This is a genomic window from Endobacter medicaginis (genome assembly GCF_014192375.1).
Classification (GTDB): Bacteria; Pseudomonadota; Alphaproteobacteria; order Acetobacterales; family Acetobacteraceae; genus Endobacter; species Endobacter medicaginis.
Window position 1 is genome coordinate 261,804 of sequence record NZ_JACHXV010000002.1, and the last position, 26,147, is coordinate 287,950.

Annotated in this window: 30 protein-coding genes and 1 tRNA gene; 23 read left to right on the plus strand and 8 right to left on the minus strand. The window is 67.3% G+C overall.

The features are described from left to right. Positions 1 to 5: 5 nt before the first annotated feature. The 3 genes from FHR90_RS03310 to pspA are packed head-to-tail and all read right to left on the minus strand — an operon-like array spanning position 6 to position 1,413. Complete coding sequence (locus FHR90_RS03310) at positions 6 to 407, minus strand: PspC domain-containing protein (RefSeq protein WP_176621977.1); 402 nt, start codon at positions 405 to 407, stop codon at positions 6 to 8. Positions 408 to 424: 17 nt separating this feature from the next. Then, entirely contained in the window at positions 425 to 667 is a 243-nt protein-coding gene (locus FHR90_RS03315; RefSeq protein WP_176621976.1) for a hypothetical protein, read from the minus strand. A 38-nt stretch (positions 668 to 705) separates the two neighbouring features. Beyond that, complete coding sequence (gene pspA / locus FHR90_RS03320) at positions 706 to 1,413, minus strand: phage shock protein PspA (protein ID WP_176621975.1); 708 nt, start codon at positions 1,411 to 1,413, stop codon at positions 706 to 708. Between the two features lie 182 nt (positions 1,414 to 1,595). On the opposite strand from pspA, the gene pspF reads away from it, so the two are divergent. From pspF to rplT, 6 genes are all read left to right on the plus strand, one after another. Then, positions 1,596 to 2,645: a phage shock protein operon transcriptional activator gene (pspF, locus tag FHR90_RS03325; RefSeq protein WP_176621974.1), complete on the plus strand. Its 1,050-nt coding sequence runs from the start codon at positions 1,596 to 1,598 to the stop codon at positions 2,643 to 2,645. 47 nt (positions 2,646 to 2,692) lie between these two features. Beyond that, positions 2,693 to 3,178, plus strand: coding sequence for a hypothetical protein (locus FHR90_RS03330; RefSeq protein WP_176621973.1), 486 nt, complete (start codon positions 2,693 to 2,695; stop codon positions 3,176 to 3,178). A gap of 195 nt (positions 3,179 to 3,373) precedes the next feature. Then, positions 3,374 to 4,753, plus strand: a complete 1,380-nt coding sequence (locus tag FHR90_RS03335; RefSeq protein ID WP_246329995.1) for a CocE/NonD family hydrolase — start codon at positions 3,374 to 3,376, stop codon at positions 4,751 to 4,753. A gap of 12 nt (positions 4,754 to 4,765) precedes the next feature. Then, entirely contained in the window at positions 4,766 to 5,281 is a 516-nt protein-coding gene (locus FHR90_RS17340; protein WP_266152701.1) for a CocE/NonD family hydrolase C-terminal non-catalytic domain-containing protein, read from the plus strand. Positions 5,282 to 5,451: 170 nt separating this feature from the next. After that, positions 5,452 to 5,655, plus strand: a complete 204-nt coding sequence (gene rpmI, locus FHR90_RS03340) for a 50S ribosomal protein L35 (RefSeq protein WP_176621972.1) — start codon at positions 5,452 to 5,454, stop codon at positions 5,653 to 5,655. A gap of 15 nt (positions 5,656 to 5,670) precedes the next feature. Then, a complete protein-coding gene (gene rplT / locus FHR90_RS03345) occupies positions 5,671 to 6,042 on the plus strand; it encodes a 50S ribosomal protein L20 (RefSeq protein ID WP_176621971.1) in 372 nt (123 codons plus the stop codon). Positions 6,043 to 6,500: 458 nt separating this feature from the next. Here the strand turns inward: rplT and FHR90_RS03350 are convergent, their stop codons facing one another. After that, complete coding sequence (locus tag FHR90_RS03350; protein WP_183274749.1) at positions 6,501 to 6,725, minus strand: hypothetical protein; 225 nt, start codon at positions 6,723 to 6,725, stop codon at positions 6,501 to 6,503. Positions 6,726 to 7,016: 291 nt separating this feature from the next. Here FHR90_RS03350 and pheS point away from each other — a divergent pair, with 291 nt between their 5' ends. The 10 genes from pheS (at position 7,017) to FHR90_RS03400 (ending at position 18,706) form a co-directional block, all read left to right on the plus strand. Continuing rightward, positions 7,017 to 8,087 carry a phenylalanine--tRNA ligase subunit alpha gene (gene pheS / locus FHR90_RS03355; RefSeq protein ID WP_176621970.1) on the plus strand — a complete coding sequence of 357 codons (1,071 nt, stop codon included), beginning with the start codon at positions 7,017 to 7,019 and terminating at the stop codon, positions 8,085 to 8,087. 4 nt (positions 8,088 to 8,091) lie between these two features. Continuing rightward, positions 8,092 to 10,551 carry a phenylalanine--tRNA ligase subunit beta gene (pheT, locus tag FHR90_RS03360; protein WP_218061914.1) on the plus strand — a complete coding sequence of 820 codons (2,460 nt, stop codon included), beginning with the start codon at positions 8,092 to 8,094 and terminating at the stop codon, positions 10,549 to 10,551. Positions 10,552 to 10,583: 32 nt separating this feature from the next. Further along, complete coding sequence (locus FHR90_RS03365) at positions 10,584 to 11,789, plus strand: MFS transporter (protein ID WP_266152712.1); 1,206 nt, start codon at positions 10,584 to 10,586, stop codon at positions 11,787 to 11,789. Between the two features lie 9 nt (positions 11,790 to 11,798). Further along, a complete protein-coding gene (locus tag FHR90_RS03370; protein WP_176621969.1) occupies positions 11,799 to 12,086 on the plus strand; it encodes a 4a-hydroxytetrahydrobiopterin dehydratase in 288 nt (95 codons plus the stop codon). Continuing rightward, on the plus strand, positions 12,083 to 14,086 hold the full coding sequence (locus FHR90_RS03375) for a DNA/RNA helicase domain-containing protein (protein WP_266152702.1): 2,004 nt from the start codon (positions 12,083 to 12,085) through the stop codon (positions 14,084 to 14,086). The genes FHR90_RS03370 and FHR90_RS03375 overlap by 4 nt, the downstream gene beginning before the upstream one ends. Positions 14,087 to 14,092: 6 nt before the next feature. Next, entirely contained in the window at positions 14,093 to 14,881 is a 789-nt protein-coding gene (nagB, locus tag FHR90_RS03380; protein WP_176623302.1) for a glucosamine-6-phosphate deaminase, read from the plus strand. 41 nt (positions 14,882 to 14,922) lie between these two features. Further along, the gene (lepA, locus tag FHR90_RS03385) at positions 14,923 to 16,728 is read left to right on the plus strand and encodes a translation elongation factor 4 (RefSeq protein WP_176623300.1); all 1,806 of its coding nucleotides are present in this window, start codon (positions 14,923 to 14,925) and stop codon (positions 16,726 to 16,728) included. A gap of 16 nt (positions 16,729 to 16,744) precedes the next feature. Further along, positions 16,745 to 17,848, plus strand: a complete 1,104-nt coding sequence (locus FHR90_RS03390) for a glycosyltransferase family 61 protein (RefSeq protein WP_176623298.1) — start codon at positions 16,745 to 16,747, stop codon at positions 17,846 to 17,848. 57 nt (positions 17,849 to 17,905) lie between these two features. After that, a tRNA-Ser gene (locus FHR90_RS03395) sits at positions 17,906 to 17,995 on the plus strand. Positions 17,996 to 18,367: 372 nt separating this feature from the next. Then, entirely contained in the window at positions 18,368 to 18,706 is a 339-nt protein-coding gene (locus FHR90_RS03400) for a MerR family transcriptional regulator (protein WP_176623296.1), read from the plus strand. Between the two features lie 295 nt (positions 18,707 to 19,001). Here FHR90_RS03400 and FHR90_RS03405 read toward each other — a convergent pair whose 3' ends face one another. Beyond that, positions 19,002 to 19,418, minus strand: a complete 417-nt coding sequence (locus FHR90_RS03405) for a hypothetical protein (RefSeq protein ID WP_176623294.1) — start codon at positions 19,416 to 19,418, stop codon at positions 19,002 to 19,004. 352 nt (positions 19,419 to 19,770) lie between these two features. Between FHR90_RS03405 and FHR90_RS03410 the strand changes: the two genes are divergently transcribed. Beyond that, a protein-coding gene (locus tag FHR90_RS03410) for an IS5 family transposase (RefSeq protein WP_176623292.1) occupies positions 19,771 to 20,573 on the plus strand; the annotation gives its coding sequence in 2 pieces (ribosomal slippage) (positions 19,771 to 20,101 and positions 20,101 to 20,573; 804 coding nt in all). Positions 20,574 to 20,581: 8 nt separating this feature from the next. On the opposite strand, the gene FHR90_RS03415 is transcribed toward FHR90_RS03410, so the two are convergent. Then, on the minus strand, positions 20,582 to 20,923 hold the full coding sequence (locus FHR90_RS03415; protein WP_246329997.1) for a helix-turn-helix domain-containing protein: 342 nt from the start codon (positions 20,921 to 20,923) through the stop codon (positions 20,582 to 20,584). A 156-nt stretch (positions 20,924 to 21,079) separates the two neighbouring features. On the opposite strand from FHR90_RS03415, the gene FHR90_RS03420 reads away from it, so the two are divergent. From FHR90_RS03420 to FHR90_RS03440, 6 genes are read left to right on the plus strand one after another with little or no spacing between them, the layout of a single operon-like run. Further along, positions 21,080 to 21,694 (plus strand): hypothetical protein, encoded by a 615-nt coding sequence (locus FHR90_RS03420; protein ID WP_183274750.1) that lies wholly within the window; start codon positions 21,080 to 21,082, stop codon positions 21,692 to 21,694. Continuing rightward, positions 21,691 to 22,242, plus strand: a complete 552-nt coding sequence (locus tag FHR90_RS03425) for a hypothetical protein (protein WP_183274751.1) — start codon at positions 21,691 to 21,693, stop codon at positions 22,240 to 22,242. The genes FHR90_RS03420 and FHR90_RS03425 overlap by 4 nt, the downstream gene beginning before the upstream one ends. 51 nt (positions 22,243 to 22,293) lie before the next feature. Then, entirely contained in the window at positions 22,294 to 22,818 is a 525-nt protein-coding gene (locus FHR90_RS03430) for a hypothetical protein (protein WP_183274752.1), read from the plus strand. After that, positions 22,815 to 23,645: a hypothetical protein gene (locus FHR90_RS03435; RefSeq protein WP_183274753.1), complete on the plus strand. Its 831-nt coding sequence runs from the start codon at positions 22,815 to 22,817 to the stop codon at positions 23,643 to 23,645. The genes FHR90_RS03430 and FHR90_RS03435 overlap by 4 nt, the downstream gene beginning before the upstream one ends. Before the next feature lie 49 nt (positions 23,646 to 23,694). Continuing rightward, positions 23,695 to 23,826, plus strand: a complete 132-nt coding sequence (locus FHR90_RS17595; protein ID WP_266152703.1) for a hypothetical protein — start codon at positions 23,695 to 23,697, stop codon at positions 23,824 to 23,826. Further along, positions 23,823 to 24,092: a hypothetical protein gene (locus FHR90_RS03440; protein WP_176626549.1), complete on the plus strand. Its 270-nt coding sequence runs from the start codon at positions 23,823 to 23,825 to the stop codon at positions 24,090 to 24,092. The genes FHR90_RS17595 and FHR90_RS03440 overlap by 4 nt, the downstream gene beginning before the upstream one ends. Before the next feature lie 61 nt (positions 24,093 to 24,153). Here FHR90_RS03440 and FHR90_RS03445 read toward each other — a convergent pair whose 3' ends face one another. Together FHR90_RS03445 and FHR90_RS03450 are read right to left on the minus strand one after the other, a co-directional pair. After that, a complete protein-coding gene (locus FHR90_RS03445; protein ID WP_176626547.1) occupies positions 24,154 to 24,822 on the minus strand; it encodes a hypothetical protein in 669 nt (222 codons plus the stop codon). Further along, positions 24,819 to 25,463 carry a hypothetical protein gene (locus tag FHR90_RS03450; RefSeq protein WP_246329998.1) on the minus strand — a complete coding sequence of 215 codons (645 nt, stop codon included), beginning with the start codon at positions 25,461 to 25,463 and terminating at the stop codon, positions 24,819 to 24,821. Before FHR90_RS03450 ends, FHR90_RS03445 begins: the two co-directional genes overlap by 4 nt. Between the last annotated feature and the right edge of the window lie 684 nt (positions 25,464 to 26,147).

Consider the following 26,147-nt stretch of genomic DNA (forward strand, 5'->3'; position numbering starts at 1 on the left):
CCCGGTCAGCCTTCCATGTGCCGGAACTTGCGATCGAGATCGAACTCGCGCGACGTCACACAGGACTCCGCCGCCGCGATGCGGGGTTCGAGCAGTTCGAGACGCTGGCGCAGCATCGCCCATTTCGCGCCCAAAGGCGCCTGTGCGGCGGCCGCACCAGGTGCCTCGGGATTGGCGCGCATGCGGCTGTAGGAGCCGGCGAAACCGCGATACATCGCCTGCGGCCGCTGGCGCATCAGCAGCGCGAGGGCCAGATAGGCGAGCCCGGTCGGCAGGATCAGGAAGATCGCGCAGACGATGCGCACCAGGGTCGGCGGCAGGTCGAGATCCTGCGCGAGCCCGGCACAGACCCCGGCCGCCAGCGCCTCGCGGTTCGCCCGCCAGATGCGGGCCTGTTGTTCGGTCATGAGACGGCCCTCCCTGATCAGACCGGTGTGCGGGTGCGCCAGCCGGCGACCTCGGCGTCGAGGATGCGTTCGAGATTGGCGATGCGGGTCTCCATCCGCCGAGTCACCTCCCACATCTCGTCGACGGCACGCTGTTCCTCCTGGCTGAGCGTCTGTACCTGCTGGAACTGCCGTCGGCGATCGGCGCGACCGCGCATGGCCATCCAGGGCAGGAAGCCGAAAATCAGCAGGATGGTGACGAGACCGGTCAGGTCATGCATGGAAAGGCTCCTTTATCTCCGGCCCCGACGATGATGGCTCACTCGCCCTCGCGCGTCGCGACCGAGGTGCCGGGCGTGCCGCGGCCGAGCTTCGCCTTGAGCTTCGCCAGCTCGTCCTCGACCACCACGTCGTTCTCCAACCCGGCAAGCTCGTCATGCAGCGACGGAACCCCGCTGCGGCGACCCAGCTCCCAGGCTTCCGAGCGCCCCTCCAGAGCGTCCAGATTGCGCTCGACCTGCTCGAAGCGGGAAAACGCGTCGTTGATGCGTGAATCGTAGAGCGATTCCTTCACCTTGAGGCGCGAATTTGCCAGATCGTGCCGGGAGCGCAACGCCTGCTCGCGCGTCTTGGCGTCGGCGAGCTTGGCCTGCAGCTTGGCGATGTCGTCATCCTGCTGGGCCAGACCGAGGCGGATCTGGATGAGTTGCTCCTCCAGAGTCTCGCGCGTCTTCGTCACGTGCCCCTTGGCCGCCAGCGCGCCGCGGGCGAGATCCTCGCGGTTATGGGTCAGTGCCAGTTCCGCCTTGCGGGCCCATTCGGCCTCCTCGCGGGCGGTCGCGGCGATCCTGCGCTCGAGTTCCTTGCGCTCGGCGATGGTGCGCACCGCCTGGGAGCGGACCTCGACCAGCGTGTCCTCCATTTCCTGGATGATCAGCCGGATGATCTTCTTCGGATCCTCCGCCTGCGCCAGCATCGCGTTGATGTTGGAGTTCACGATGTCCGACAGCCTTGAGAAAATGCCCATAACCGCTGCTCCTCGATCCTTTTACGGGGCCACGCCGGATGGCCAGCGCCGCATGTTCGATGGAAGCGTTGCACATGCCGTGCCAACTGCTCCGAAGGGCCGGATCAGGGCGATATTCCGGCTTGCAGCGGCGCCGTAATGACGCAGAATGCCTAACTCGGCATGGCAAGGCAGACCAGATTATGGCGCGTATCCCCAGAGAGAGCGAGGCGCCGACGCCACTCGGGGTCTCGCCCCCCTTCCTCGAAATGCTGGCCCATATCAGCCAGGCCGCCCCGCTCGACCGCCCGGTGCTCGCGATCGGCGAGCGCGGAACCGGCAAGGAGCTGGTCGCGGGGCGGCTGAACTTCCTCTCCCGCCGCTGGGACCGGCCGTTCATCAAGCTCAACTGTGCCGCACTGTCGGAAAGCCTGCTCGACAGCGAGTTGTTCGGTCATGAGGCGGGCGCGTTCACCGGGGCGGCGAAGCGGCGGCCGGGCCGGTTCGAACTCGCCGATGGTGGGACATTGTTCCTCGACGAGATCGCCACCGCTTCGCTCGCCGTGCAGGAGAAACTGCTTCGGGTGATCGAATACGGCAGTTTCGAGCGCGTCGGCGGCGGCGAGCCGGTGCATGTGGATGTGCGCGTGATCGCCGCCACCCATGCCGACCTGCCGGCGATGGCGCGGGCGGGGAAATTTCGCGCCGATTTGCTCGACCGGCTGGCCTTCGACGTGATCGCGCTGCCGCCGCTGCGTCACCGGCGCGAGGATATCGAGCTGTTGGCATCGCATTTCGCCACCCGCATGACCGCAGAGCTCGGCCGTGAGGCGTTTGCGGGCTTCACGTCGCGCGCGAAAGACACGCTGCTGGCCCATGACTGGCCCGGCAACGTGCGCGAGCTGCGCAACGTGGTGGAACGCTCGGTCTACCGCATGGAAAAGCCCGAACGCCCGCTCGACCGCGTGCTGGTTGACCCGTTCGCCGGCGCGACAGTCGCCGCGTTCGGCACGCAGCACGCACAGGCCGTGCCGGCGGCGCGGCCCGAGACGATCTCCGCACCAGCCGAACCGGTCGAGGGCGACTTCCTCACCCGCACCCGCGCCTACGAGGCCAAACTGCTGCGCGAGGCGCTGGAGGCGGCACGGTTCAACCAGGCCAATGCCGCCCGCGCGCTCGGGCTGACCTATTATCAGTTCCGCCATTATCTCAAGACGCATGGTATCGGGCAGGAGAAGAAGATCGCGAGCTGACCATACGCCGGACATTTCCCGCTTGAGGACCAGTGTCGCGGCCCCGTATGGTCGATCGCGTCAGTGCGAGCAGCCCCGCCAATGTGGCAGTCGACCTCTTGAGGCCCTGGCCGATCGGCAGCAAACAGACGGTTCTTGTCTGCGCGCTCGTCGTGTCGGCCCGCTCCTTGGCGGCGCCCCCCACATCCGCGCCGGCCACGCGGATACCGACCGACCTACGGCCCAGTACGGATGAAAGCCTGACCGTGATCGGGCACCGTCCGCTGGTCCTGGCACCGCTGCCCGGCTCCACCGACCTCGCGCCGCCCTCATCCGGGTTCGCACCGGGCAACCGCCTGGGCCCGTTCACGATCACGGGCGGCCCGACGCACTCGATGACCTCCGACGGCGTGTCGGCCGGGCTGGCCATCCCGATCCGGCCGGTCAAGGGCCTCGAATTCGGCGTCACCCTGGGCGCGAACCGTGATGCCGGGGCGGGCGCGAGCAGCACTGCCGGCGCACGCGCGGTGGCTGGATTCAAGCTACGGTTCTGATCGCGCTTCGCAAGCGGTGTCGTGAACGGCTTGCCGCGGTGTGAGCGACATGCGTGGCGGGCCGACACCGGTGTCCTGAGCTGGACAAACGAAGTGGAGCAGGTCACGTGGGTCCTTTGCGCTGGGCCTGACCTGTTACCAGTTCCGCCAACATCTCGAGACGCATGGCCTCGGCCATGACAGGAAGGCAGCCTCATGAATTATTCCCCGTCCGCCGCGATCCGGTCTGTCACGCTCGCCCTGATTGCCGCAGCGCCGCTGGCCGCTTCTGCGCGCGCCGAGCCGCAGGCGGGTGACATTCCCGCGCACTGGTCGACGCCGGCGACGGCCAAGGATTACGAGCGCCGCGAGGTGATGATCCCGATGCGCGACGGGGTGAAGCTGCATACCGTCATCGTGATCCCGAAGGGTGCGCAGGGCCTGCCGATGCTGCTCGAGCGGACGCCCTACGACGCTACCGCCGTCATCCGCACGCCGAGCCCGCATCTGCGGGACGCGGTCTGGGCGGGCAATCGCGCCTTCGTCGATGACGGCTATATCCTGGTGTCGCAGGACGTCCGCGGCAAATACGGCTCGGAGGGTGTCTATGTCATGACCCGGCCACCGATCGGGCCGCTCAACGACACCAGGACCGACGACACCACCGATGCCTGGGATACGATCGAGTGGCTGACGCACAACGTGAAGGAGAGCAACGGGCGCGTCGGTATGATCGGCTCCTCCTATGACGGCTGGACGGTCGCGATGGCGTTGCTGCATCCGCACCCCGCGTTGCGGGTGGCTGCACCCGAAAGCCCGATGGTCGATGGCTGGATGGGTGACGACTGGTTTCATTACGGTGCCTTCCGGCAGGTCAACCTCGACTATTTCACCGAGCAGACAGGCCAGAAGGGCAAGGGGGAGGGTGTCCCCCGCCCCGGCTACGACGATTATCAGACCTTCCTCGATGCCGGCTCGGCCGGCGCCTATGCGCAGGCGAACGGCATCGACCAGCTGGCCTGGTGGCAACGGCTGTCTGCGCATCCGGCCTATGACGCGTTCTGGCAGGCGCAAGCGCTGGACCGGCTGATCGCCTCCGCCCATCCGACCTCGGTGCCGACGATGTGGCTGCAGGGCCTGTGGGACCAGGAGGACATGTATGGCGCGATCCACTGCTGGGAGGCGCTGCGGGCGAAGGGGGCGACGGCGAATGCGCATCTGGTGATGGGGCCCTGGTATCACAGCCAGGTGGGCGGTACCGCCGAGACGCTGGGCAAGTTGCACTGGAAGGGCGATACCGCCGACGATTTCCGCCGCCAGGTGCAGGTGCCGTTCTTCGACACCTGGCTGAAGGACCGGCGACCGGCGACGCCGACACCGAAAGTGCTGATCTACAACCCGGCCGAGAATCACTGGGACCATTTCGACGACTGGCCGGTGGTCGGCGAGACGGCGTTGACGCCCTATTATCTGCAAGCCGCATTCGGGCTGGCCGCGTCACCGGCGCCGCCGGGCTCTGACGACTATGTCTCCGACCCGGCCAAGCCGGTGCCGTTCGAACCGCTGCCGGTGCGCATGGACGATCATGCGACCTGAGCGACCTGGCTGGTGGGCGATCAGCGTTTCGTCTCGACCCGGCCGGATGTGCTGTCCTACCAGACGCCGGTGCTCACCCGGCCGCTGGTCCTGCGTGGTGCGCCGGTCGCCGATCTGTTCATTCGAACCACCGGCACCGACGCCGATTTCGTGGTGAAGATCATCGACGTCTATCCGCCCAGCGTCGCCGAACAGCCGGACATGGGCGGCTACCAGCTTCCGCTCAGCCTCGACATCTTCCGCGGCCGCTACCGCCACGATTTCACCCATCCCAGCCCGATCCCGGCCGGGGAAGTCCAGGAATACCGCTTCCGGCTGCCGACCATCAACGACACGCTGCTGCCGGGGCACCGGCTGATGGTGCAGGTGCAGAGCACGCTGTTCCCGCTCTACGACCGCAATCCGCAGAGCTACGTAGCGAACATCTTCTTCGCCACGCCCGGGGCCTATCACCGTGCCACGATGACGATCGAGCGCGGCCGCAGTGCCGTGCTGCTGCCGGTGGCTGCCGCCGACGGGCAGAAGTGAATTGGAAGTGGCCGGGTGCGTGACGAACGACTTGCCACCGGCGGCGCATTTCCCCTATAAGCCGCGCCTTCGATCGCGCGTCCGGGCCTGGAATGGGCATGCCCGGCCGCGACCGCTGTCATGTGGTCCGATCTCTGGTCCACAGGCGGTGCCTGAAAGAGGAGTGTGAAATGCCCAAGATGAAGACCAAGTCGTCGGTCAAGAAGCGGTTCAAGATCACCGCGACCGGCAAGGTGCTGGCGGGCCCGGGCAACAAGCGCCACGGCCTGATCAACCGCCCGCAGAAGATGAAGCGCACCAACCGCGGCTCGCAGACGCTGACCGAGATGGACGGCAAGACTGTGAAGCAGTGGGCGCCCTACGGGCTGGCATAAGGAGCACCATCAGATATGGCACGCGTCAAACGGGGTGTGACCACCCACGCCCGTCACAAGAAGGTCCTCGAGCTCTCCAAGGGCTATGTCGGCCGGTCGTCCACCAACTACCGCATCGCGCTCGAGCGGGTCGAGAAGGCGCTGCGCTATGCGTATCGCGACCGTCGCAACAAGAAGCGCGAGTTCCGCGGCCTGTGGATCCAGCGCATCAACGCCGCCGTGCGTGAGCATGGGCTGACCTACAGCCAGTTCATCCACGGGCTGAACCTCGCCGGCATCGAGATCGACCGCAAGGTGCTCGCCGCCATCGCCTATGACGACGCCGCCGCCTTTGGCGAGGTCGTCTCGGCGGTCAAGGGCGCGATCGAGGCCAAGCCCGCCGCCTGAGGCGCAGCGCTGGATTGGTCCTGCGTCCCTGGACGCAGGCGCGATGACATGATGAAAGGGCCGTCCCGATGGGGCGGCCCTTTTGTTTTGACCAATTCAAGTGGCGATCCATGGAGGAGCCGTGCCCGTCGCTTGGCCGCATCCCGATCGATTTGTTCGAGAGCGAGCGTGACTGCACGAGACGCTCAATGAAGCGCCATTCGACCGATTGAGCGCTGCCCGTGCGCTGGGGGTCTGACCCCACTGCCAGCTCCGTTACTATCTCCACACGTCGAGATTGGGCCGCAAATTGGAGAGCCGTTGCAATCGAATTGCCACTGGCCCCGCCGCCAGGGTCGCACGAAGTGAGGCGCTATCGCCACACCTGCCGCGGACAAGCATACCAGACCCGGCCACGGCCCAAACTGTGATTTGAATATTTACGAAATTTGTCACAGAGATAATTTGCCTCAATCTGGTCAATAATCATGAGCACGCAGGGAATGTTCTTTCAACTTATTGATCTTGCTGATCGCCTGAAAGGTATCGGCTATAACTCTGCCGCAGAGAAATGCATCGAGGCTGCACAGCAGCTTGATTGTATGGAGGCTTACTTTAGATTTATTGACGAGTATCATAAATTTAGTTGCTAGCAACTTTATTGAGACAAGTTTGATAGCAAGCGTGATATGTGACACATCCATGACGATCCACCGGCAAATAACATGGGGGTCGTATGATCCTCGGTTGGCGTTACGGGCGGTACCGCCTGACATGCTGTTCGCGGCCGGGCCAGAAGGCAGACTTGCCTATCTGACAGCGCATCAACACCGCCGCGCGTGAGCATGGGCTGACCTGCAGCCATTGCCCATAACGCCGCCGCCTGAAGCGCAGGGCTGGATTGGCCCTGCGTCTCTGGACGCAGGCGCGATGAAATGATGAAAGGGCGGTCCCGATGGGGCGGCCCTTTTGTTTTGACCAATGCGACGGATGAGATGAGCGACGATCTTCAGACCCTGCGCCAGGAGACCGAGGCCGCGCTGGCCGAGGCCGGCGATGTGCGCGCCTGGGATGCGGTCCGCGTCGCGACGCTGGGCAAGTCCGGCCGGCTGACGGGGCTACTCAAGGAACTCGGCAAGACGCCGCCCGAGGAGCGTCGCGCCCGTGGGGCGGCACTCAATGCGCTGCGCGACGAGCTCTCGGAGGCGATCGAGGCGCGCGGCCGCGCACTGGAGACCGCCGCCCTCGAGGCGCGACTTGCCGCAGAGCGCGTCGATGTCACCCTGCCCGTCACCGAGGCCCCGCGCGGCCTGATCCATCCGATCAGCCGGGCGGCGGAGGAGATCGTGGCGATCTTCGCCACCATGGGGTTCAGCGTCGCCGAAGGCCCCGATATCGAGACCGACTGGCACAATTTCGGCGCCCTCAACATCCCCGCCCATCATCCGGCGCGCGCCGATCACGACACGTTCTATCTGCCCCCCTCCCCCGGCCTCGACGTGCCGCGCGTGCTGCGCACTCACACCTCGCCGGTGCAGGTGCGCGCGATGCGCACCGAAACGCCGCCGATCCGCATCATCGTGCCGGGCCGCACCTATCGCGCCGATCACGACGCGACGCACTCGCCGATGTTTCATCAATGCGAGGGGCTGGTCATCGGGCGTGACATCCATATGGGTCATCTCAAGGGCTGCCTGATCGACTTCCTGCGTGCCTTCTTCGCACTCCCCGAACTGCCGGTGCGGTTCCGCGCCAGCTATTTCCCGTTCACCGAACCCTCGATGGAGATCGATATCGGCTGCGACCGCCGTACCGGCATCCTTGGCGAGGGCAGCGACTGGCTCGAGGTGCTCGGCAGCGGCATGGTGCATCCGCGCGTGCTGGCCAATGCCGGGCTCGACCCGGCCGAGTGGCAGGGCTTCGCGTTCGGGATGGGCATCGAGCGCCTGGCGATGCTCAAGGCCTGCATCGCCGATCTGCGCGCGATGTATGAGAGCGACCTGCGCTGGCTGCGCCATTACGGCACCTCGCCACTGACCCCCACGATCCTGCACGAGGGCGTGTGAGACGATGAAATTCACCCTCTCCTGGCTGCGCACCCATCTCGACACCGACGCGAGCCTCGACACCATCACCCGCACGCTGAGCGCGATCGGGCTCGAGGTCGAGTCGGTCAGCAACCCAGCCGACCGTATCCGCGGCTTCCGCACCGCGCGCATCGCCGAGGCCGTGCAGCACCCCAATGCCGACCGCCTGCGCGTCTGCACCGTCGAGACCGGCGCGGAGGCTCCGGTGCAGGTGGTGTGCGGCGCGCCGAACGCGCGCACGGGGCTGCATGTGATCTTCGCCGCTCCCGGCACATACATCCCCGGCAGCGACATCACCATCAAGGCGGGCGAGATCCGCGGCGTGACCTCTGCGGGCATGCTGTGTTCGCTGCGCGAGCTTGGGTTGGGCGAAGAGCATGATGGCATCGCCGAACTTCCCGAGGGCACGCCCGTCGGCGCCGACTACGCGGCCTTCGCCCATCTCGACGATCCGCTGATCGAGATCGCGGTGACACCCGATCGGGGCGATGCGCTGTCGGTGCGCGGCGTCGCGCGCGACCTCGCCGCCGCCGGACTCGGGCGCCTTAAGCCCTGGCTGCACGACACCGTCGAGGGCCGTTTCGACAGCCCGATCGAGTGGGCCAACGATTATGCCGAGGCAGCACCCTGGGTGCTGGGACGCACGATCCGGGGTGTGCGCAACGGGCCGAGTCCGAAATGGCTCGCCGACCGGCTGATTTCGGTCGGGCTGCGGCCGATCAGCGCGCTGGTCGACGTCACCAATTTCTTCACCCTCGATCTCGGCCGGCCGCTGCATGTGTTCGATGCCGACCGCATCGCGGGCGGCGTGCTCACGCTGCGTCCCGCCCGCACCGGCGAGAGTCTCGCTGCGCTGAACGGCCAAAGCTACACGCTGGATGCGGCCGATTGCGTGATCGCGGACGCATCCGGCGTGCAGTCGCTCGCCGGCGTGATGGGCGGGTCGGCGAGCGGTGCGTCCGAGACGACGAGCTCGGTGTTTATCGAATGCGCGCTGTTCGATCCGATCATCGTCGCGCGCACCGGCCGTCGTCATCAGATCCACAGCGACGCACGCGCACGCTTCGAGCGCGGCATCGACCCGGCCCTGCTGCCGTCGGCGCTCGAGGCAGCGACCGCGATGATCGTCGATCTGTGTGGCGGCGAGGCGTCGGAAGTGGTGTCGGCGGGCGAGATGCCGGCCTGGCAGCGCGAGGCGACGCTTCGCTTCCGGCGCCTGGCCGAACTCGGCGGGCTCGCGGTCGACCCGGATCGCGCCGTGGCACGGCTGGAGGATCTCGGTTTCGAGGTGGCCGCACGTGAGGAAGACAGCGTGCGGGTGCATGTGCCGTCCTGGCGCAACGATGTCGCAATCCCGCTTGCGCTCGAGCAGGACCCGACGCTCGATGTCACCATTGCGCAGCGCGCGGCAACCAGCGTACCGGCGATCGAGGCGGAGTGCGACCTGATCGAGGAAGTGCTGCGCCTCGGCGGGCTGGATGCGATTCCGCCGGTGAGCCTCGCGCCCGACTCGCCGATTCCGGCGCGGGCTTTCACGCCGAAGCAGACCCGCACCGCGATCGCGCGTCGCGCCCTGGCGTCGAGCGGACTGGTCGAGACGGTGGGATTCAGCTTCCTTGCCCGCGACATCGCCGCGCGGTTCGGCGCCACGCCCGACGCGCTGCGCCTGCTCAACCCGATCGCCACCGATCTCGACCAGATGCGCCCCACCCCGCTGGCGACCCTGGTCGGCGTGGCGCAGCGCAACGCCGCGCGCGGGATTTCGCCGGTGGCGATCTTCGAGATCGGCGGTGGATTTTCCGAGGATGGCGAACAGGCCATCGCTGCCGGGCTCCGTTGGGGGATGACCCCGCGCGGGTTCGGCCAGCCGTCGCGCGCACCCTCGTGGTCGGAGGCGAAGGCCGATCTCTACGGGCTGCTGGCGGCTCTCGGCGTGCCGCTCGATGCGCTGAACATCACCACCGACGCACCGGGCCATTACCATCCCGGCCAGTCGGGCGTGGTGCGTCAGGGTCCGAAGACCGTGCTGGGGCGGTTCGGCGCGCTGCATCCGGCGGTCCTCGCCGCGAGCGGCATCGAGGGCGCAGCGGTGGGGTTCGAGCTGTTCCTCGACGCGATCGCCGAACCCAAGCGCCGCCGGAAGGCGGCTCCCGAACTGTCGTCGTTCCAGCCGCTGACGCGCGATTTCGCCTTCGTGGTGGCGCGCGACGTATCCGCCGACGCCGTGTTGCGCGCCGCACGCGGTGCCGAGCGCAACCTGATCACCGCTGTCCGCCTGTTCGACGTCTATGAGGGCAGCCACGTCGCCGAAGGCCACAAATCGCTCGCCATCGAGGTCACGCTGCAACCGAAGGACCGCAGCCTGACCGACACGGAGATCGAAGCCGCCAGCTCCAAAATCGTTGCCGCCGTCGCCAAGGCCACCGGCGCGGTGCTCCGGTAAGGGGTTTGCAAAGGGCGAGCCCTTTGCCGGGTGTGCAGAGGGCAGAGCCCTCTGCCTGGCGCCGCAACCTCGCCGTCTGCATCTTCGGCTCGTTCACCACCGTGCTCGGCATGACGGTGCTGATCCCGTTCCTGCCGTTCTACGTCGAGGAGCTTGGCGTGCACGGCCATGCCGCGATCGTCGAGTGGTCGGGTTTGATCTTCGCCGCCAGCTTCCTCGCCTCGGGCCTCGCCGCCCCGCTATGGGGCCGGTTCGCCGACCGTTACGGGCGGCGGCTGATCCTGATCCGGGCCGCGCTCGGCATGGCGGTGTGCATCGCGCTGGCCGGCTGCGTGCAGACCATCTGGCAGTTGCTGGGGGTGCGGCTGCTGACCGGGCTGCTCGGCGGCTACGGGTCCGGTGCGACGATCCTGGTCGCCACGGCCACGCCCAAGGAGAGGTCCGGCTGGGCCTTGGGCATGCTGTCGTCGGGGATCATGGCCGGCGGGCTGGTCGGGCCGCTGGTCGGCGGCGTGCTGCCCGAGGCGATCGGCATCCGGGCGACGTTCCTGGCCGTGGGCGGCGTGATCTTCATCGCCTTTGTCGCCACCGTGTTGTGGGTCGAGGAGCCTCGCCGCGACGCGACGCGCACGACCGTATCGCGCCCCTGGGCGCAGGTGCCGGACCGCAGGTTGGTGGGTGGGCTGCTGACGACGGGCGCGCTGGTCACGCTGGCGACGTTCTCGATCGAGCCGATCGTGACGGTCTATATCGCCCGGCTGGCGGGCCCTGGGGCACACGTGACGCTGCTGGCCGGGCTGGCAATGTCGGCGACCGCGTTCGGCGCCGCCGTGGCCGCGCCGAGGGTCGGACGGCTGACCGACCGGCACGGGGCGCGTCCGGTGCTGATCGCCAGCCTGCTCGCCACCAGCCTGACCCTGGTCGTGCAGGCGCTGGTGACGTCGGGATGGCAGCTGGTGGGCCTGCGTCTGCTCATGGGAGTTGCGGTCGCCGGCATCCTGCCAGCGGTGACCGGCGCGATCCGGCACGCGATCCCAAGCCATGTCGCCGGCTCGATCCTCGCGCTGAACACTTCCGCGCTGGCCGCCGGGCAGGTGCTGGGCCCGTTGCTGGGAGGGTTCGTGGGAGCGCATCTGGGGCTGCGGGTGGTGTTCGCGGCCACCGCGCTGGTGACACTGGCGGGGGCTGCGATGATCGGCCGGCTGCCACGATTGGACAGGTCGGCGGGTGGCCCGTAGGGTCACGACATGGCCAAGACCCTGTCCGACGCGGAACGTGCCGAACTTGCCGACACGCTGCCCGACTGGGCGCTGGTCGAAGGCCGCGACGCCATCCGGCGCGTGTTCAAATTCGCCGATTTCTCCGCCGCCTTCGGCTTCATGACGCGGGTGGCGCTGATCGCCGAGAAGGCGAACCACCATCCCGACTGGTCGAACAGCTACGACACGGTGACCGTCGAACTGACCAGCCATGATGTCGGCGGGCTGTCGTCTCGCGACATACGTCTGGCAAAGGCGATCGACGCGCTGCGGTGAGTGGTTGCTGGTGGAGCGGTGATGTCCGCACCTTCATCGACACGCCGCGCGACGTGCTGCTTGGACGGCTTGCACAAGAGATGGTGCAGCACTTCCGGACCAATGAGGCACAGCAGCTCCGGGCGTGGGCGTGTGAAATCGACATCCTGCGCGATGCATTCGCGACAGACGCGCGGCCCGACTGGCATGTGGTGTTCGAATTCACCCCACCGAGGATGCAGCGCCGTTCGGACGTGATCCTGCTGCATCCGGGCGGCATCGTGGTGCTGGAATTCAAGATCGGAGCGACGGGCTACGACATCGGGGCGCGCGAGCAGGTGGTCGAGACCGCTCTCGACCTGCAGGATTTCCATGCCGGATCGACGCGTTACCCGATCATTCCCGTGCTGGTCGCAACCGAGGCGCCGGATGCGCCGGCGCATCCGGGCTTTCCGATCGCCGGCATGCCGCCATCGGTGATCTGCGCCAATGCGCGCACACTCGGGCCTGTTCTGGAGGCAATCGCGGCGGCGCTGCCGCGGCATGGCGAAGCGCTCGATCCCGCCGCCTGGCTCGACGCGCCCTATCGTGCCATGCCGGGCATCATCGCAGCTGCCTGCTCGCTCTATGCGCGCCATGATGTGGGTGACATCCTCGCCGCCCGTGCCGACGCAGAGAACCTCACGCGGACGACCGAGACCATCACCGCAGCGCTCGGTATGGCGCGGTGCGAGGGCGTGAAGATCGTGCTGTTCGTCACCGGCATTCCGGGCGCGGGCAAGACGTTGTGCGGGCTGAACGCGGCGTTCGCGACCGGGCTGGGTGCGACATTCCTGACCGGCAACCCGACCCTGGTGCATGTACTGCGCGAGGCGCTGGCCCGCAGCCAGGCCGAACAGGGCGGGCTGGCGGCGCAGCGGCAGAAGATGGAGGGCAAGATCCAGGCGCTGCCCAGCTTCCGCGATGGTTACGCCGCCAATGACGCCGTGCCGCCCGAGCGTGTGATCGTCATCGACGAGGCGCAGCGGAGCTGGTCGGAGGACTACGCGATCCGCAAGAGCCGCGACCGCAGGGTGAGGCTGACCGCGTCCGAGCCGGCGCATCTGCTCGACGCGATGGGACGACAGGACGGGTTCGCGGCGATCATCTGCCTGATCGGCCAGGGCCAGGAAATTCATGACGGTGAGGGCGGGCTGGCGGAGTGGAGCCGTGCGCTCGCGGCCCGTCCCGACTGGCGGATCGGCTGCGCGCAGCGGGCACTCGATGATCCGGTGGCGCGCCAGCGTCTCGAACGCCTCCCCGGCCTGGACGTGATGGACGGGCTGCATCTGACGGTGGCGGTGCGTGCGATCCGCAATGCCGACGCGCCGGCCTGGGTGGATGCGGTGCTGACCAGCGATGCGGACGCGGCGCGCGCGATCGCGTCCCGGGCGCGACTGCCGTTCCGGCTGACCCGGCGGCTCGACGCCCTGCGCGACGGGCTGCGCCATGCCTGCCACCCTGGGCAGCGTTGCGGGCTGATCGCCTCGTCGGGCGCGAAGCGGCTGCGCGCCGAGGGTCTGGGCGCCGAACTGCCGCACATGGACGCGGCGGCGGTCGCACACTGGTTCCTCGACCGCTTCCCCGACATCCGCGCCTCCGATGCGCTGGACACGGTCGCGACCCAGTTCTCGGTGCAGGGGCTTGAGCTCGATCATGTCGGGCTGTGCTGGGGCGGCGACCTGATCCGTCGCCCCGACGGTGCAGGATGGCAGGTGCGCCGCCTCAGTGGCACCGCCTGGCAGACCAGCCAGACTGCCGAGAAGGTCGCCAATCTGCTCAATACCTATCGCGTGCTGCTGACCCGGGCGCGCTACGAGACGCTGATCTGGGTGCCGCAGGGCGATGCGCGCGACGCCACCCGACTGCCGGCGATGTATGACGCGATTGCCGACTTTCTGCTCGCCTGCGGCGTTACACCCCTGCCCGACTCGCCGCCGGTCGCCACGCCGGCGGAAGCGAGCCTGTTCGACATCGCGTGAGGCCAGATGGAAATCGTCGTCCGCCCCGACCGACAGGCTGTCTGCGATCTTGCCGCACGGCTGATTGCGGCACGGCTGCGCGCCCGCCCTGCCCTGGTGCTCGGGCTGGCGACAGGACGCACCATGTCGGACATCTATGCTCGGCTGGTGGCGATGCACCGCACGGGTGGTCTCGATTTCGCCAGTGCCGCCAGTTTCAATCTCGACGAATATATCGGCCTCGCACCCGAGGACCCGCGCTCCTACCGCGCCTACATGCAGGCCGAGCTGTTCGATCACGTCAACATCGACCCGGTCCGCACGCATCTGCCCTCGGGTCTGGCTGCCGACACCACGGCCGAAGGGGCGGCGTATGAGGCGGCGATCGTGGCGGCGGGCGGGATCGACCTGCAACTGCTCGGCATCGGCGAGAACGGCCATATCGGCTTCAACGAGCCCGGCTCGTCGCTCGCCTCGCGCACCCGCGACAAGACGCTGAGCCGGCACACCCGTGCGCAGAACGCCGAGATGTTCGGTGGTGATCCGGCCGCCGTGCCGGCGCGGGCGATGACGATGGGGGTGGGCACCATCCTCGCCGCACGCGAGTTGATCCTGGTTGCGACGGGTGCTGCCAAGGCGGAGGCGCTGGCCCGCGCCGTCGAGGGCCCGCTGACGGCAATGGTCACCGCCTCGGCAATCCAGCTGCACCCGCTCTGCCTGGTGATCGCCGACGAGGCGGCCGCGGGCCGGCTGACCCAGCGCGACTACTACGACAGCGTGTTCGAGACGGAGCCGCAATGGGCGGATTACCGGTGAGAATGGCTGACGCGGCGACGTTTTTCGCCTAAACCGGCCCGATGACCGACACGCCGCTCGACCTGATCCGCAACTTCTCGATCATCGCCCATATCGACCATGGCAAGAGCACGCTCGCCGACCGGCTGATCCAGGCCTGCGGGGCGCTGAGCGAGCGCGAGATGACCAATCAGGTGCTCGACAACATGGAGCTCGAGCGCGAACGCGGCATCACCATCAAGGCGCAGACCGTCCGCCTCGCCTACCCGGCCAAGGATGGGAAGACCTACACGCTCAACCTGATGGACACGCCCGGTCACGTGGACTTCGCCTATGAGGTGAGCCGCTCGCTCGCCGCCTGCGAGGGTTCGTTGCTGGTGGTGGATGCCTCCCAGGGCGTCGAGGCACAGACCCTGGCCAACGTGTATCAGGCGATCGACGCCAACCACGAGATCGTGCCGATCCTCAACAAGATCGACCTGCCGGCCGCCGAGCCGGAGCGGGTCAAGGCGCAGATCGAGGAGGTGATCGGCATCGACGCTTCCGACGCGGTGGAGATCTCGGCCAAGACCGGACTGAACATCGAGGGCGTGCTCGAAGCCCTCGTCACCCGGCTGCCGGCGCCCAAGGGCGATGCCAACGCACCGCTCAAGGCGCTGCTGGTCGACAGCTGGTACGACGCCTATCTCGGCGTGGTGATCCTGGTCCGCGTCAAGGAGGGCCGGCTGAAGCGCCACGCCAAGATCCGCATGATGTCGACCGGATCGACGTACAATGTCGACCAGGTCGGCGTGTTCGCCCCCGCGATGCGCCCGGTGGACGATCTGGGCCCCGGCGAGATGGGCTACATCACCGGTGCGATCAAGACGGTGGCCGACTGCAACGTGGGTGACACCATCACCGAGGACCGCCACCCGGCCGCGGAAGCGCTGGCCGGGTTCAAGCCGTCGATCCCGGTAGTCTGGTGCGGGCTGTATCCGATCGATGCCGACGATTTCGAGAAGCTGCGCGACAGCCTCGCCAAGCTGCGGCTCAACGACGCCTCGTTCCATTACGAGGCGGAGACCTCGGCGGCCCTCGGCTTCGGATTCCGCTGCGGATTCCTCGGCCTGCTGCATCTGGAGATCATCCAGGAGCGGCTGTCGCGCGAGTTCAACCTCGACCTGATCGCGACCGCGCCCTCGGTGGTCTATCGCATCTACCGCACCAGCGGCGCGATGGAGGAGCTGCACAACCCCGCTGACATGCCCGACGGCAGCGTCATCGAGCGCATCGAGGAACCTTGGATCACCGCGACCATCATGGTGCCGGACGACTATCTCGGCGCGGTGCTCACGCTGTGCAACGAGCGTCGCGGCCAGCAGCAGGACCTCACCTATGTCGGCAACCGCGCGATGGCGGTCTATCGCCTGCCGCTCAACGAGGTGGTGTTCGATTTCTACGACCGGCTCAAATCGGTCAGCCGCGGCTATGCGAGCTTCGACTACCAGATGGACAAGTACGAGGAGAGTGACCTCGTGCGGATATCGATCCTGGTCAATCTCGAGCCGGTCGACGCGCTGTCCTTCATCGCGCATCGCTCGGCGGCCGAGAGCCGCGGCCGGGCGATTTGTGCCAAGCTCAAGGAGTTGATCCCGCGTCAGCTGTTCAAGATCGCCATCCAGGCGGCGATCGGCTCGCGCGTCATCGCGCGTGAGACCATCGGTGCGCTGTCGAAGGACGTCACCGCCAAGTGCTATGGCGGCGACATCAGCCGCAAGCGCAAGCTGCTGGAGAAGCAGAAGGAGGGCAAGAAGCGCATGCGGCAGTTCGGCAAGGTGGAGATCCCGCAGAGCGCCTTCCTCGCCGCGTTGAAGATGGACGCCTGAGCGGAGCGGCGACGACATGATCCGTCCGCACGGTCTGCCGGGCCCGGTCGGCGGCAAGCTGGTGCGGATCGCCGCGCTGGAGCCGACGGCGATCGCCGAGCACCGCAGCGTTCCGCTGCCGATGCCGCCCTACAACAGTCTCGGCCCGATCGGCCTCGCCGGGCTGGGTGCGGCAGGGCTCAGCGACATGCCGCGGCCGCACGGCGAAACGCAGTCGCATCTGTTCACCTTCGAGCGCGCCGTGATCGCCACCCGCTGCGGCATCGTCGCGTTGGCTGATGGCCGCGTGCTGGCCGACACGCTCGACCACCGCCACAATGACGACGCCGTGCAGACCGATGGCGCGAGCGCCACCCTGCCCCCGGCCCAGCCTGTGGCGGGCACTTGGCTGTCGCTGCTGCTGGGCGGGGTCGGCAACTGGTATCACGTCGCACTGATGAATCTCGGCCGTCTCGCCCTGCTGGGCCGGGACGAGGTGACCCGGATCGACGGGGTGCTGGTGCCCGACGGCCTGGCCCCTGCGTTCGCCACCCTGCTCGAACGCGGGCTGGATGCGGTCTGGGGCGCCTATGACCGGCCGCGACCGCGACTGATCGCCGTCGGACCTGCCACCAGCCTGCGGCCGGAACGGCTCATCCTGCCGCTCAACGTCGCCGAGACCGGCTATTATCTGGGCCGCAGCCTGGCCCTGCTGCGCAGCCTCGCACCACGCATCACCGAGCCGCCGCCGATGCCGGCGGCGATCTATATCGATCGCGGCGACAGCACCACGCGCAGGCTTACCAACGAGGCCGCCATCGTCCAGACGCTCGCCGGGCGCGGCATCACCCCGGTGCGGCTGACCGGGCTCGATCTCGACACCCAGGCGCTGCTGTTCGCCTCCGCGCAACTCATCGTCGCGCCGCATGGCGCGGGGCTGACCAATCTGATCTTCGCGCGGCCAGGGACGATGGTGATCGAGCTGATGCCCGACCGGCTGGCCAACTGGTGCTACCGTCGGCTGAGCGCGATGCTGCGCCTGCGCTACGAGGCGGTGATCGGCCGCGCCGAAGCAACCGCCCCACCCGGCGAGGCCGCCTGGACTGTACCGCTCGACCAGGTGCTCGCCGCCCTGCCCTGAGCACCAACGACGCCCCTTGAACCGCCCGCGCGCTCTGCTATGTTCCGCCGCCGCGCCGGATGGGTGGCCGAGTGGCTTAAGGCGCACGCTTGGAAAGCGTGTGTACGTGAAAGCGTACCGTGGGTTCGAATCCCACCCCATCCGCCAGTTTACTCAAAAACGTCTGATTTTTCAGTCGGTTATGAGGACTCAGTTAGACGGTCCCGTCTCCGATCCCATCTTACGATTTACGTTGTCGTGCGTCGTTCTGCGCCGTGAGCCTGTCGCCGGGAAGTTTGTCCTTGCACCCAGCATGCCCCTCTTCTAGAACGGATTGAGAACATCGGTCGTGACCCGATCGTCGATGGTGATCCCGTCGATGCTCGAGGCCATCGCCGGTCCGCTCCGGGTTCGCCCTGAGCGGCAGTCGCCTGGACTACCCTCCCCAAGAACCGACTTCCCCGCCGTATCGATCCTCGGTGCGGTGGATCTGAAGAAGACGGCCGATGATCGGTCGCCGAGCGTGAGGAGCAGGGTGTGGTGAGCGACGAACACGGTTCTTCCGGCGATGGGCGCTTTGTCACGCGCATCGAGGCCGCACGGATCCACCTGCGGTGCGACGTGACGACGATCGATCGCAGGGTAGCCGATGGATCGCTGCGAAAATACAAGTTCGGCAGGCGTACGTTGTTCCGGCTCAGGGATGTCCTGGATCTGGTCGTCGCCGAGCCCGCATTGCCGAGTCGGACCGACCGGCACACCCGCCTGCGCAACGCGTCGCGCGGCAGCGCCGATGTGCTTACCGGGTGGCCGGCCGTGTTCATGCTGGGCATCCCTCTGCTGATGGTAACGGCAGCACTCGCTCTTCAACATCGGTGATCGATGTCGCTGCCGATCGAATTTTCCCGGATCGGCGGCGTCGAACTTCCCCATTCCGTCGCGCAGTGTGTCGCGGTCGACAGCCACCGCAGAGCGCGACGAGAGCGACCGGACGGCATCCGGCGTGTTCGGGATCGCCCGTCCTCGGCGACCGCCACGGCAATCGTCTCCTTGTGCACATCAAGCCCAGCGGTTTTGATGATCGATATTGCCCTCGTCCTTTCAAAACGCAGGAAGCTTGTGCTCCCCTGGCCTCGAAAACTGAAGACGAATGACGGTCATTGGGTCGAACGGCTTATCGGTGACTTTTCCAAGCGTCGCCCGGCGCGCGGACATATTGAGCAACGACGTAACGCCACGGAAGCACTGCCAGCACCACAACGGCACTCCCGATTGCGATGCTGTTTTGCGTCAGAGCGTCGTCGATCTTGCCGCTGATCCAAAGCGGCGCAGCAACGCGTGCAGCCCAGATCACCTTCCAGACGACCTCGAAGAACAACAACGGCAGCATTTTGAGCGGGTAGCGTAATCCCAATCCACATAGGAGCGACATCGCAGCCAACAGGCATGCGGCGAAACCCCAGCCATCGTCCGCTCCGAGACTCTGACCAGAGTAAATCATCCTGGCCGCCGTCATCAGCGGCACCAAGACGAACAGCACCAGATACATCAGGCGAAGTACGTAAAGGCGGGTGAGCGGAACGGTTGGCATGGATCACCCTTTTCGAAACTCGTAAGCCTAAAGATTACGATATCGATATCAGAAAATCGCTCGTCGGGTAGCGGCAAACAGGTGTTTGGCGACATAGCCGTGGCAGTCTCAAGCCACTCACTCCATGGTCGGAGCGGCGCGCTCGTTGCCACGTTCTAATTGGGTCGGATCACCAACCGGACCCACTATGAACCGCCTAACCGCTTTGTTCACCCTGCATCGTCGCCCCTGCCGTGTTGGATGGGCTGCGACGCTACCCGCCCTGTTCGTGCTCGACTTGATCGTGAGCCGCCGGTCTAAGAGCGCCTTTCAAAACCCTTGTACCGGCTGTGGGGCTGATTCATGAGGAGGGATGGCATCTCCTCTGGTTTCGGACGCGCTCTGGTCGATCGTTGAACCCCTTCTGCCCGCGGCGGGTCCGAAGCCGAAAGGCGGCAGACCGCGTGTTGCGGATCGCGCGGCGCTGAGCGGGATCCTGTTCGTCCTGCGGACCGGCATCCAGTGGGAGATGCTGCCGCTCGAGATGGGGTGCGGGTCCGGCATCACCTGCTGGCGCCGCCTTCGGGACTGGCAGGAGGCGGGCGTGTGGGATGCACTGCATCGCGAACTGCTTCGCCGATTGCGAGCAGCCGACAAGATCGACTGGAGCCGCGCCTGCGTGGACAGCGCCTCTTTGGCTGCCAAAAGGGGGGTGACAAGACCGGGCCGAACCCGACCGACCGGGGCAGGCTCGGCACGAAGCGCCACCTGATCACCGACGCAAATGGCCTTCCGCTGGCTTTCATCCTGACCGGCGCCAACACCCACGACAGCATGCCGTTCGAGGAACTGATTGACCGCATTCCGCCCATCAGCGGGAAACCTGGTCGGGCTCGACGTCGACCGGACAAGCTGCACGCCGACAAGGCTTACGACCATCGACGCTGTCGACTGGCCTGCCGCCGTCGCCGGATCACGCCCCGCATCGCACGACGCGGCGTCGAGATCAGCCAGAAGCTGGGCCGCCACAGATGGGTGATCGAACGGACCTTCGCCTGGATCAACCGCTTCCGCCGGCTCGTCACCCGCTACGAGCGCAAAAGCGACATCCATCACGCATTCACAGCCCTCGCATGCTCGCTCATCTGCTTCAACAGGCTCCAGGAAGAGTTTTGAAAGGCGCTCTAAGTCGCTCGAAGCGCGGCGTTCTGTCGGGCCACCAGCCCCTCCAGGACGGTTGCCACGGTCTTGAGGGATTCGCCGTCGAGGAGCGTGAGGGCGGCGTCGATCCGGGCGCGTAGCTCCGCCTCATCTCGCGGGACCGATGCCGACTGCCCCAACACCTCGCCGACGGGCATTTCGAGCACGGCGCAGATGCGGAGCAGGGTCGTCAGGTCCGGCTCGTGCTTGTCGATCACGTAGTTCGCATAACGTGTCTGGACCAGACCGGCGCGGCGGGCGACCTCCGAGTCGGACCACCCGAGCTGACGCGCACGCGTGCGCAGACGTTCTCCAAGACCCTTCATGAGAGGGTTCTCGGCTGACCGCACGGATCCGTGCCAACGCTATTGCATGTTAATAACTACCACGTAATATGGTCACTCCATGTCGTGCCCCTGGAGTGATCCCTCATGCGATCCCGGCTGAATTCATGCGTAGAGCCTCCGCCCGGATCGGTTTTCGTGAACTCCAGACCTTGGTTTGCCGCAGGCGGAGGCAGCTCGGGGTCGAGGCCTCGGACCCTTTCCGGCTTCCCACCGAGAGCGGCATGGGCAGCCCTGTGCCTCCTGCTGCTTTCCGGCTGCACGACGATCGGCCCGACGGCTCAGATCCTGCCCGGCCCCGGCAAGACGTTCGAGCAGTTCACCGCCGACCAGACGGCCTGCACCACCTATACCGACGCGCAGATCAAGCCGCTCGCCGACCAGAACTCCCGCCAGCAGCTCGGCGCGCTGGCGCTCGGCACGGTGTTGGGTGCGGGCCTGGGGGCCGGTCTCGGCGGGGCGATCGGTGGCGGCCACGGTGCCGGCATCGGCGCGGCGGCAGGCGCGCTCGGCGGGACCGCGATCGGCGCCGACGCCGCGGGATCGAGTGATCCCGTGCAGCGCCTGCAGGTCATGTACGACAACGACTACACCGCCTGCATGGTCGCACGCGGCAACCGGCCTCCGGCGCCGATCGTGCAGCAGACGGTCGTGGTGGCACCGCCCGCCGTGGTGGTGCAGCCGGCGCCGTACTATGTCCAGCCGGCCCCGTATGTCGTGCAGCCGGTCGCTCCGGCGGGAGCCACGCCATGACCGCCTCGGTCGCCGGGACGCGCGAGAGTCGGCGGGCGGCGATGCCTGGCTTGGCGGGGCTCATCGCTGGCATCGGCGTGTCGCTGGCAGTCATGACGGGGCCCGCCAGGGCCGGCACGCCGCCCGGTCTGACCGGGCCTGCCGCGGCGGCCGTGATGCAGGCCCTCACCAACGGCACGGTGATGCACTGCACCAATCCGGACGGACATGACGTCGCCTGCCAGGCCAAGCACAACAGTCTCACGCCGAACCTCTTCTACGGCGATGCCAACGGCCACGGCCCGAACTCGGACGTGCTCGTCATCACCTTCTACCAGGGCGATCCGACCGGGAGCGCCATGGACGTGGCGGTGGCATATTTCCGTCGGGACGGCGGCCGGTACCGCTACGTCCGCACCTTCCACAACGTGTTCATGGGTGACATCGCGCCCGGCACCAGGGTGGTGTTTCGCGCCGGCCATGTCAGCTTCACCGGCCTGACGTTGCGGCCGCAGGACGACTACCACAATCCCCAGGGCCGCACCCGCTACGTGCTGGACCTGCGATGACCCGGCCGCACCGTCTCTCGCCGTATCCCTGCTCGGACAGGAACTGATCGCATGGACAATCCCGACCTCGACCTGAAGCGTCTGGAAGACCGGCTGCGCGAGTTTCTCGGGCGGCCTGTCGAACTCGCCGGCGCCGCCGCACTCTGCGCCCTGCTGGCCGGCACCCTGCCGTATGCCCATCGCGATCACACCTTCAACGCCTCGATGTCGCAGTACGGGTTCGATGGTTTCGCCGTGCTCGGCTTCCTGCTGTATGCGACCGTCTTCGCCTACGGCCTGGCTTTCCTGGGCCGGCTTCGGCCGCAGCTCGGACTGCCATGCTTCTGGTGCGACCGGGCGAGTTTCTGGCTCACCCTGTTCGCGCTGGTGCGCACCTATGTGTTCCTCGAGCAGGTCGAGGTCTCGTCGGGCGGGTTCTTCTTCTTCGGCTGGTCGTCCTCGATCTCCTTCTCGCCGGCGATCGGGGTGCTGTTCCTCGCGCTGGCGCCGATCCTGCTGTGGCGGGCGCGGACGGTGGAGAAACGCTCCGCCAGCCCTGATGCGATCGCAGCACCGGCCGGCGGGGAGATGCCGTGAAGCGACGCCTCGGGTCTGCCTGCATGGCCGGTGTGCTGGTCGTCCCGCTCACACTGTCCGCCTGCGGTGGCGGATCTGTCGCCGACGGCAACACCGAGCCGGTGGACCTCGCGCAGTTCAACGAGAGTTCGGACCGCTTCACGGTTCTCAGCACGCTCGGAGAGCCGGCGGGCAGCGTCACCCACGAGCACCGGCGCTGCGACATCTACAAGCTCTACACCTCCGGGCTCGGTGCCGGCGGCAAGGCGGCGGTCAAGGCAGCCGAGGTGCTGACCTCGGTCGCCACGCTGGGTCTCGCGCAGATCATCTGGGCACCGGTCCGCGCCGGCACCCGACCCAAGCAGCACACGGTGCTGATGTGCTACGCGGCCGACGAGAAGCTGGTCGAGATCTTCGACAAGAACCCAAACGACGACAGTCCGCCCGAGGTGCGCATCGTCAACCAGGCCCTCTACGCGACACCGGTCGCGGTCACCGCCGTCAGGGCCGCCACCGAGGCGCAGCAGCCGCCGATCACGCTGTCGCCGGCCTCGGGCCCGGTCACTGGCAGCGCCCCGGCCGACACGCCGGCACCGGTCACGATACCGGCCGCAACGCCGATGGCGGCTCCGGCGGCCGGCACCATCAGCCTCGCCAACGTCTCGCGCGAGGCGATCGACGGGCCGAACCAGGTGCATCCGGGGCAGGTGATCGTGCCCGAGCACGCCTCCGCCGACGATCTCAACACGCTGAGCGCGATGCGCTCGCAGCGCGCCAATGCCGCCGCGACGGCAGCCCAGAAGGACGGCACGTCCCTTCCGCAGGATGCGGCCGTGGCCCCGCCCTGAGACAGGCGGATGTCCGGCGCACCCGCAACCGCAAACCCTGAGGCCGCACATGTTTGCTTTCTTCGGCGCGATGATCGGCATCTTCCTGGTCACCGGCATGGTCGCGGCGATGCGCACCTCGGCCATGGTGCCACTCTTCTTTCTGATCGCCGGCCTCTGTCTGGGAGGGCGCTGGCGATGAGCGTCGTGGAAAACCATTATCTGGCGGAACGACGTGCGCAGTATGCCCAGGAATTCGGCGGGATCGAAGGCGAGCACCGCAGAAATCTGGCAGCTGCCTATGTCGGCGTCAGCATCGTCGACTTCATCTGCGGCGTGCTGATCCGCCATGGATGGCACCCGATCGTCATGTTCATCCTCGCCATCGGCATGATGGGAACGATCAAGCAGGCCCAGACGGCCTGCGACGCCGACACCGAACGACGGATGGCGTTCGGAATCGAGTAGGCGGCTACTGCGACGCGCCGCGCGGCCGAGCCCCGCCGGATCGCTCCGGCGGGGCTTTCCCTCACTCGTAGTCGTGGAAGTCCGAGCCCGGCATCGCCTGCCATTGCGGCATGCGGCCGAACGGCTCGCTCGCGGGCGGTGGTGCGAACCTGGTGCAGCTCAGGGCGACGAGCATGTTGAGCCGGCTGATCCGCAGCAGACCCCGCAGCACCGTCACCGCGTCGTTGACCCGGTCGACCACCAGCGGGGCATCCCAACCGATGGGCGGCCGGGGCACGAAGTGTCGAGCCATGCCGGACAACGTAACGTCCCCGCTCGCCGCGCCCAGGTCGAACAACTGCCCCGTGCGGTAGAGACACAGGCGTCTGGGTTCGAGGTCCCACGGCCCGCCCAGCAGGCCGTGCAAGAAGGACATGTGGTAGCCCGCCAGACAAAGCGGCGGTGCCGCATCCCCGGGCAGGATCGCCCGGAATAGGTGGTCGTCCACGCTCAGAGCCGGCTGGCCGTAATTGTCGGCTGCCTCCTCGAGTCGTCCGATCTGCCAGTTCGGCTCTTGTCGCGGCGGCACCGGCTGGCCGTCGCGCAATTCGATATCCACCCAGCCCAGCATGACCGGCTGGCCCACCCGCGGCGGCCTGGCCAGCAGCTCGGCCGGGACGATGTCGAAGACGCGCACGACCCCCTCGCGCCATCGCGACAGGACCTTGCCCAGTCCGGCATGGCCGCTCATGAGCACCCTCCTTCCCGGGCGACGGTCCTGACCAGATCGTCGCAGAGCGTCCGCAGCCGGGCGGGTTGGGCGAGCAGGTCGAGATGGATAAGCACCGGCACGATGCCCTGCGCGGCATAGACCGCGAGGCGGCGGTCCAGACGCGCCAGCCAGAGGCGCTCGTCGTCGTTGCGGGTGATGCGGTCCGAGCCGCAGCAGCCCACCACCTCGATGAAGCGCCGGGCCGCGCCGCAGCGGAGCGTGAAGTCGGCGCGATGACGCGCATCGCGTGCCCGGATCGGCTGGTGCAGGTCGAGCGCCATGCGCGGCTTGAGCCGCGGGGCCAGCATCTCGTAGACGATCCGCTCCGGCAGGCTGTCGAGCACGGTGCCGTCGCGGGCGACGGAACCGGATTTTGGCAGGTCCGGCCAGCGCGCGGCAGCGGTGTCGTGGACGCGTGTCCAATCGCGCGGACCGGATTCATTGATGAAGACCAGGTGATGCGCGGCCGGCCCGGCGTGGCGGCAGATATGGGCGTTGGGCGGGGCGCCCAGCTGCCGGGCGAGATCGCGATAGAGCACGAGATCGGCTTCGGTGGGCAGGACGCAGGCGGGGATGCGCCCGCGCCGCGAGTTGGTGTCAGGGTGGGTTGAGCGAGGCATATCGGTTCCTGTTATGTTCTTCGATTGAGAGACAGACCTGCGCGCCCGGGGCCTGGAAGGATGCAGTGGCGATGTGGAGGGCGTGGTGACGGTCGCCGGAGCCGGTGGCGATGACGTCCCGCTCAGGCGGGGAGATGGCGGAGGGCGGCTGCGGGGCGCTCAGGCGGCGGGGCGCGGAAATGAGGTCATACGATCGGCGTGGGCGCACGAGACCGCGCCCGACGACGACTGCTGGATGTCGGTAGACACCCACGAGCCGAGACCGCCCCACTCAGAGGACGACCGGACCCGTTCCACCCCATTCCCTGGGGTGACAGGCGTTATGACCCAATCATGAAATGCCCGAACCGAAGGGAAAGGAAGCACGCATCCGGGCGGCACCGATGGCGCGGCGAGCGCGCCACCGCATACGCCGTCGCCGAGACCCCAAGGAAATCGCGCCGTGTGATCGTCAGGAGATGGAACGCGGTTCTCGGGAGGCCAGCGTCCGCGACTGACAACCCCGCATCGGCCAGCATGACTGTGCCGATGCGCCGTCAGCCTGATCCATGCTGGAGAGGTCAGGACGGCTCAGTCGCCGATGTGCTTCGGTCGTTTCCATGGGCGCTTGAGCAGACTCCGACGGATAGCCGACCGTTGATCTGACCCGCCCCTTTTCGCCACCCCGCAGGAGTGATAGCGAAA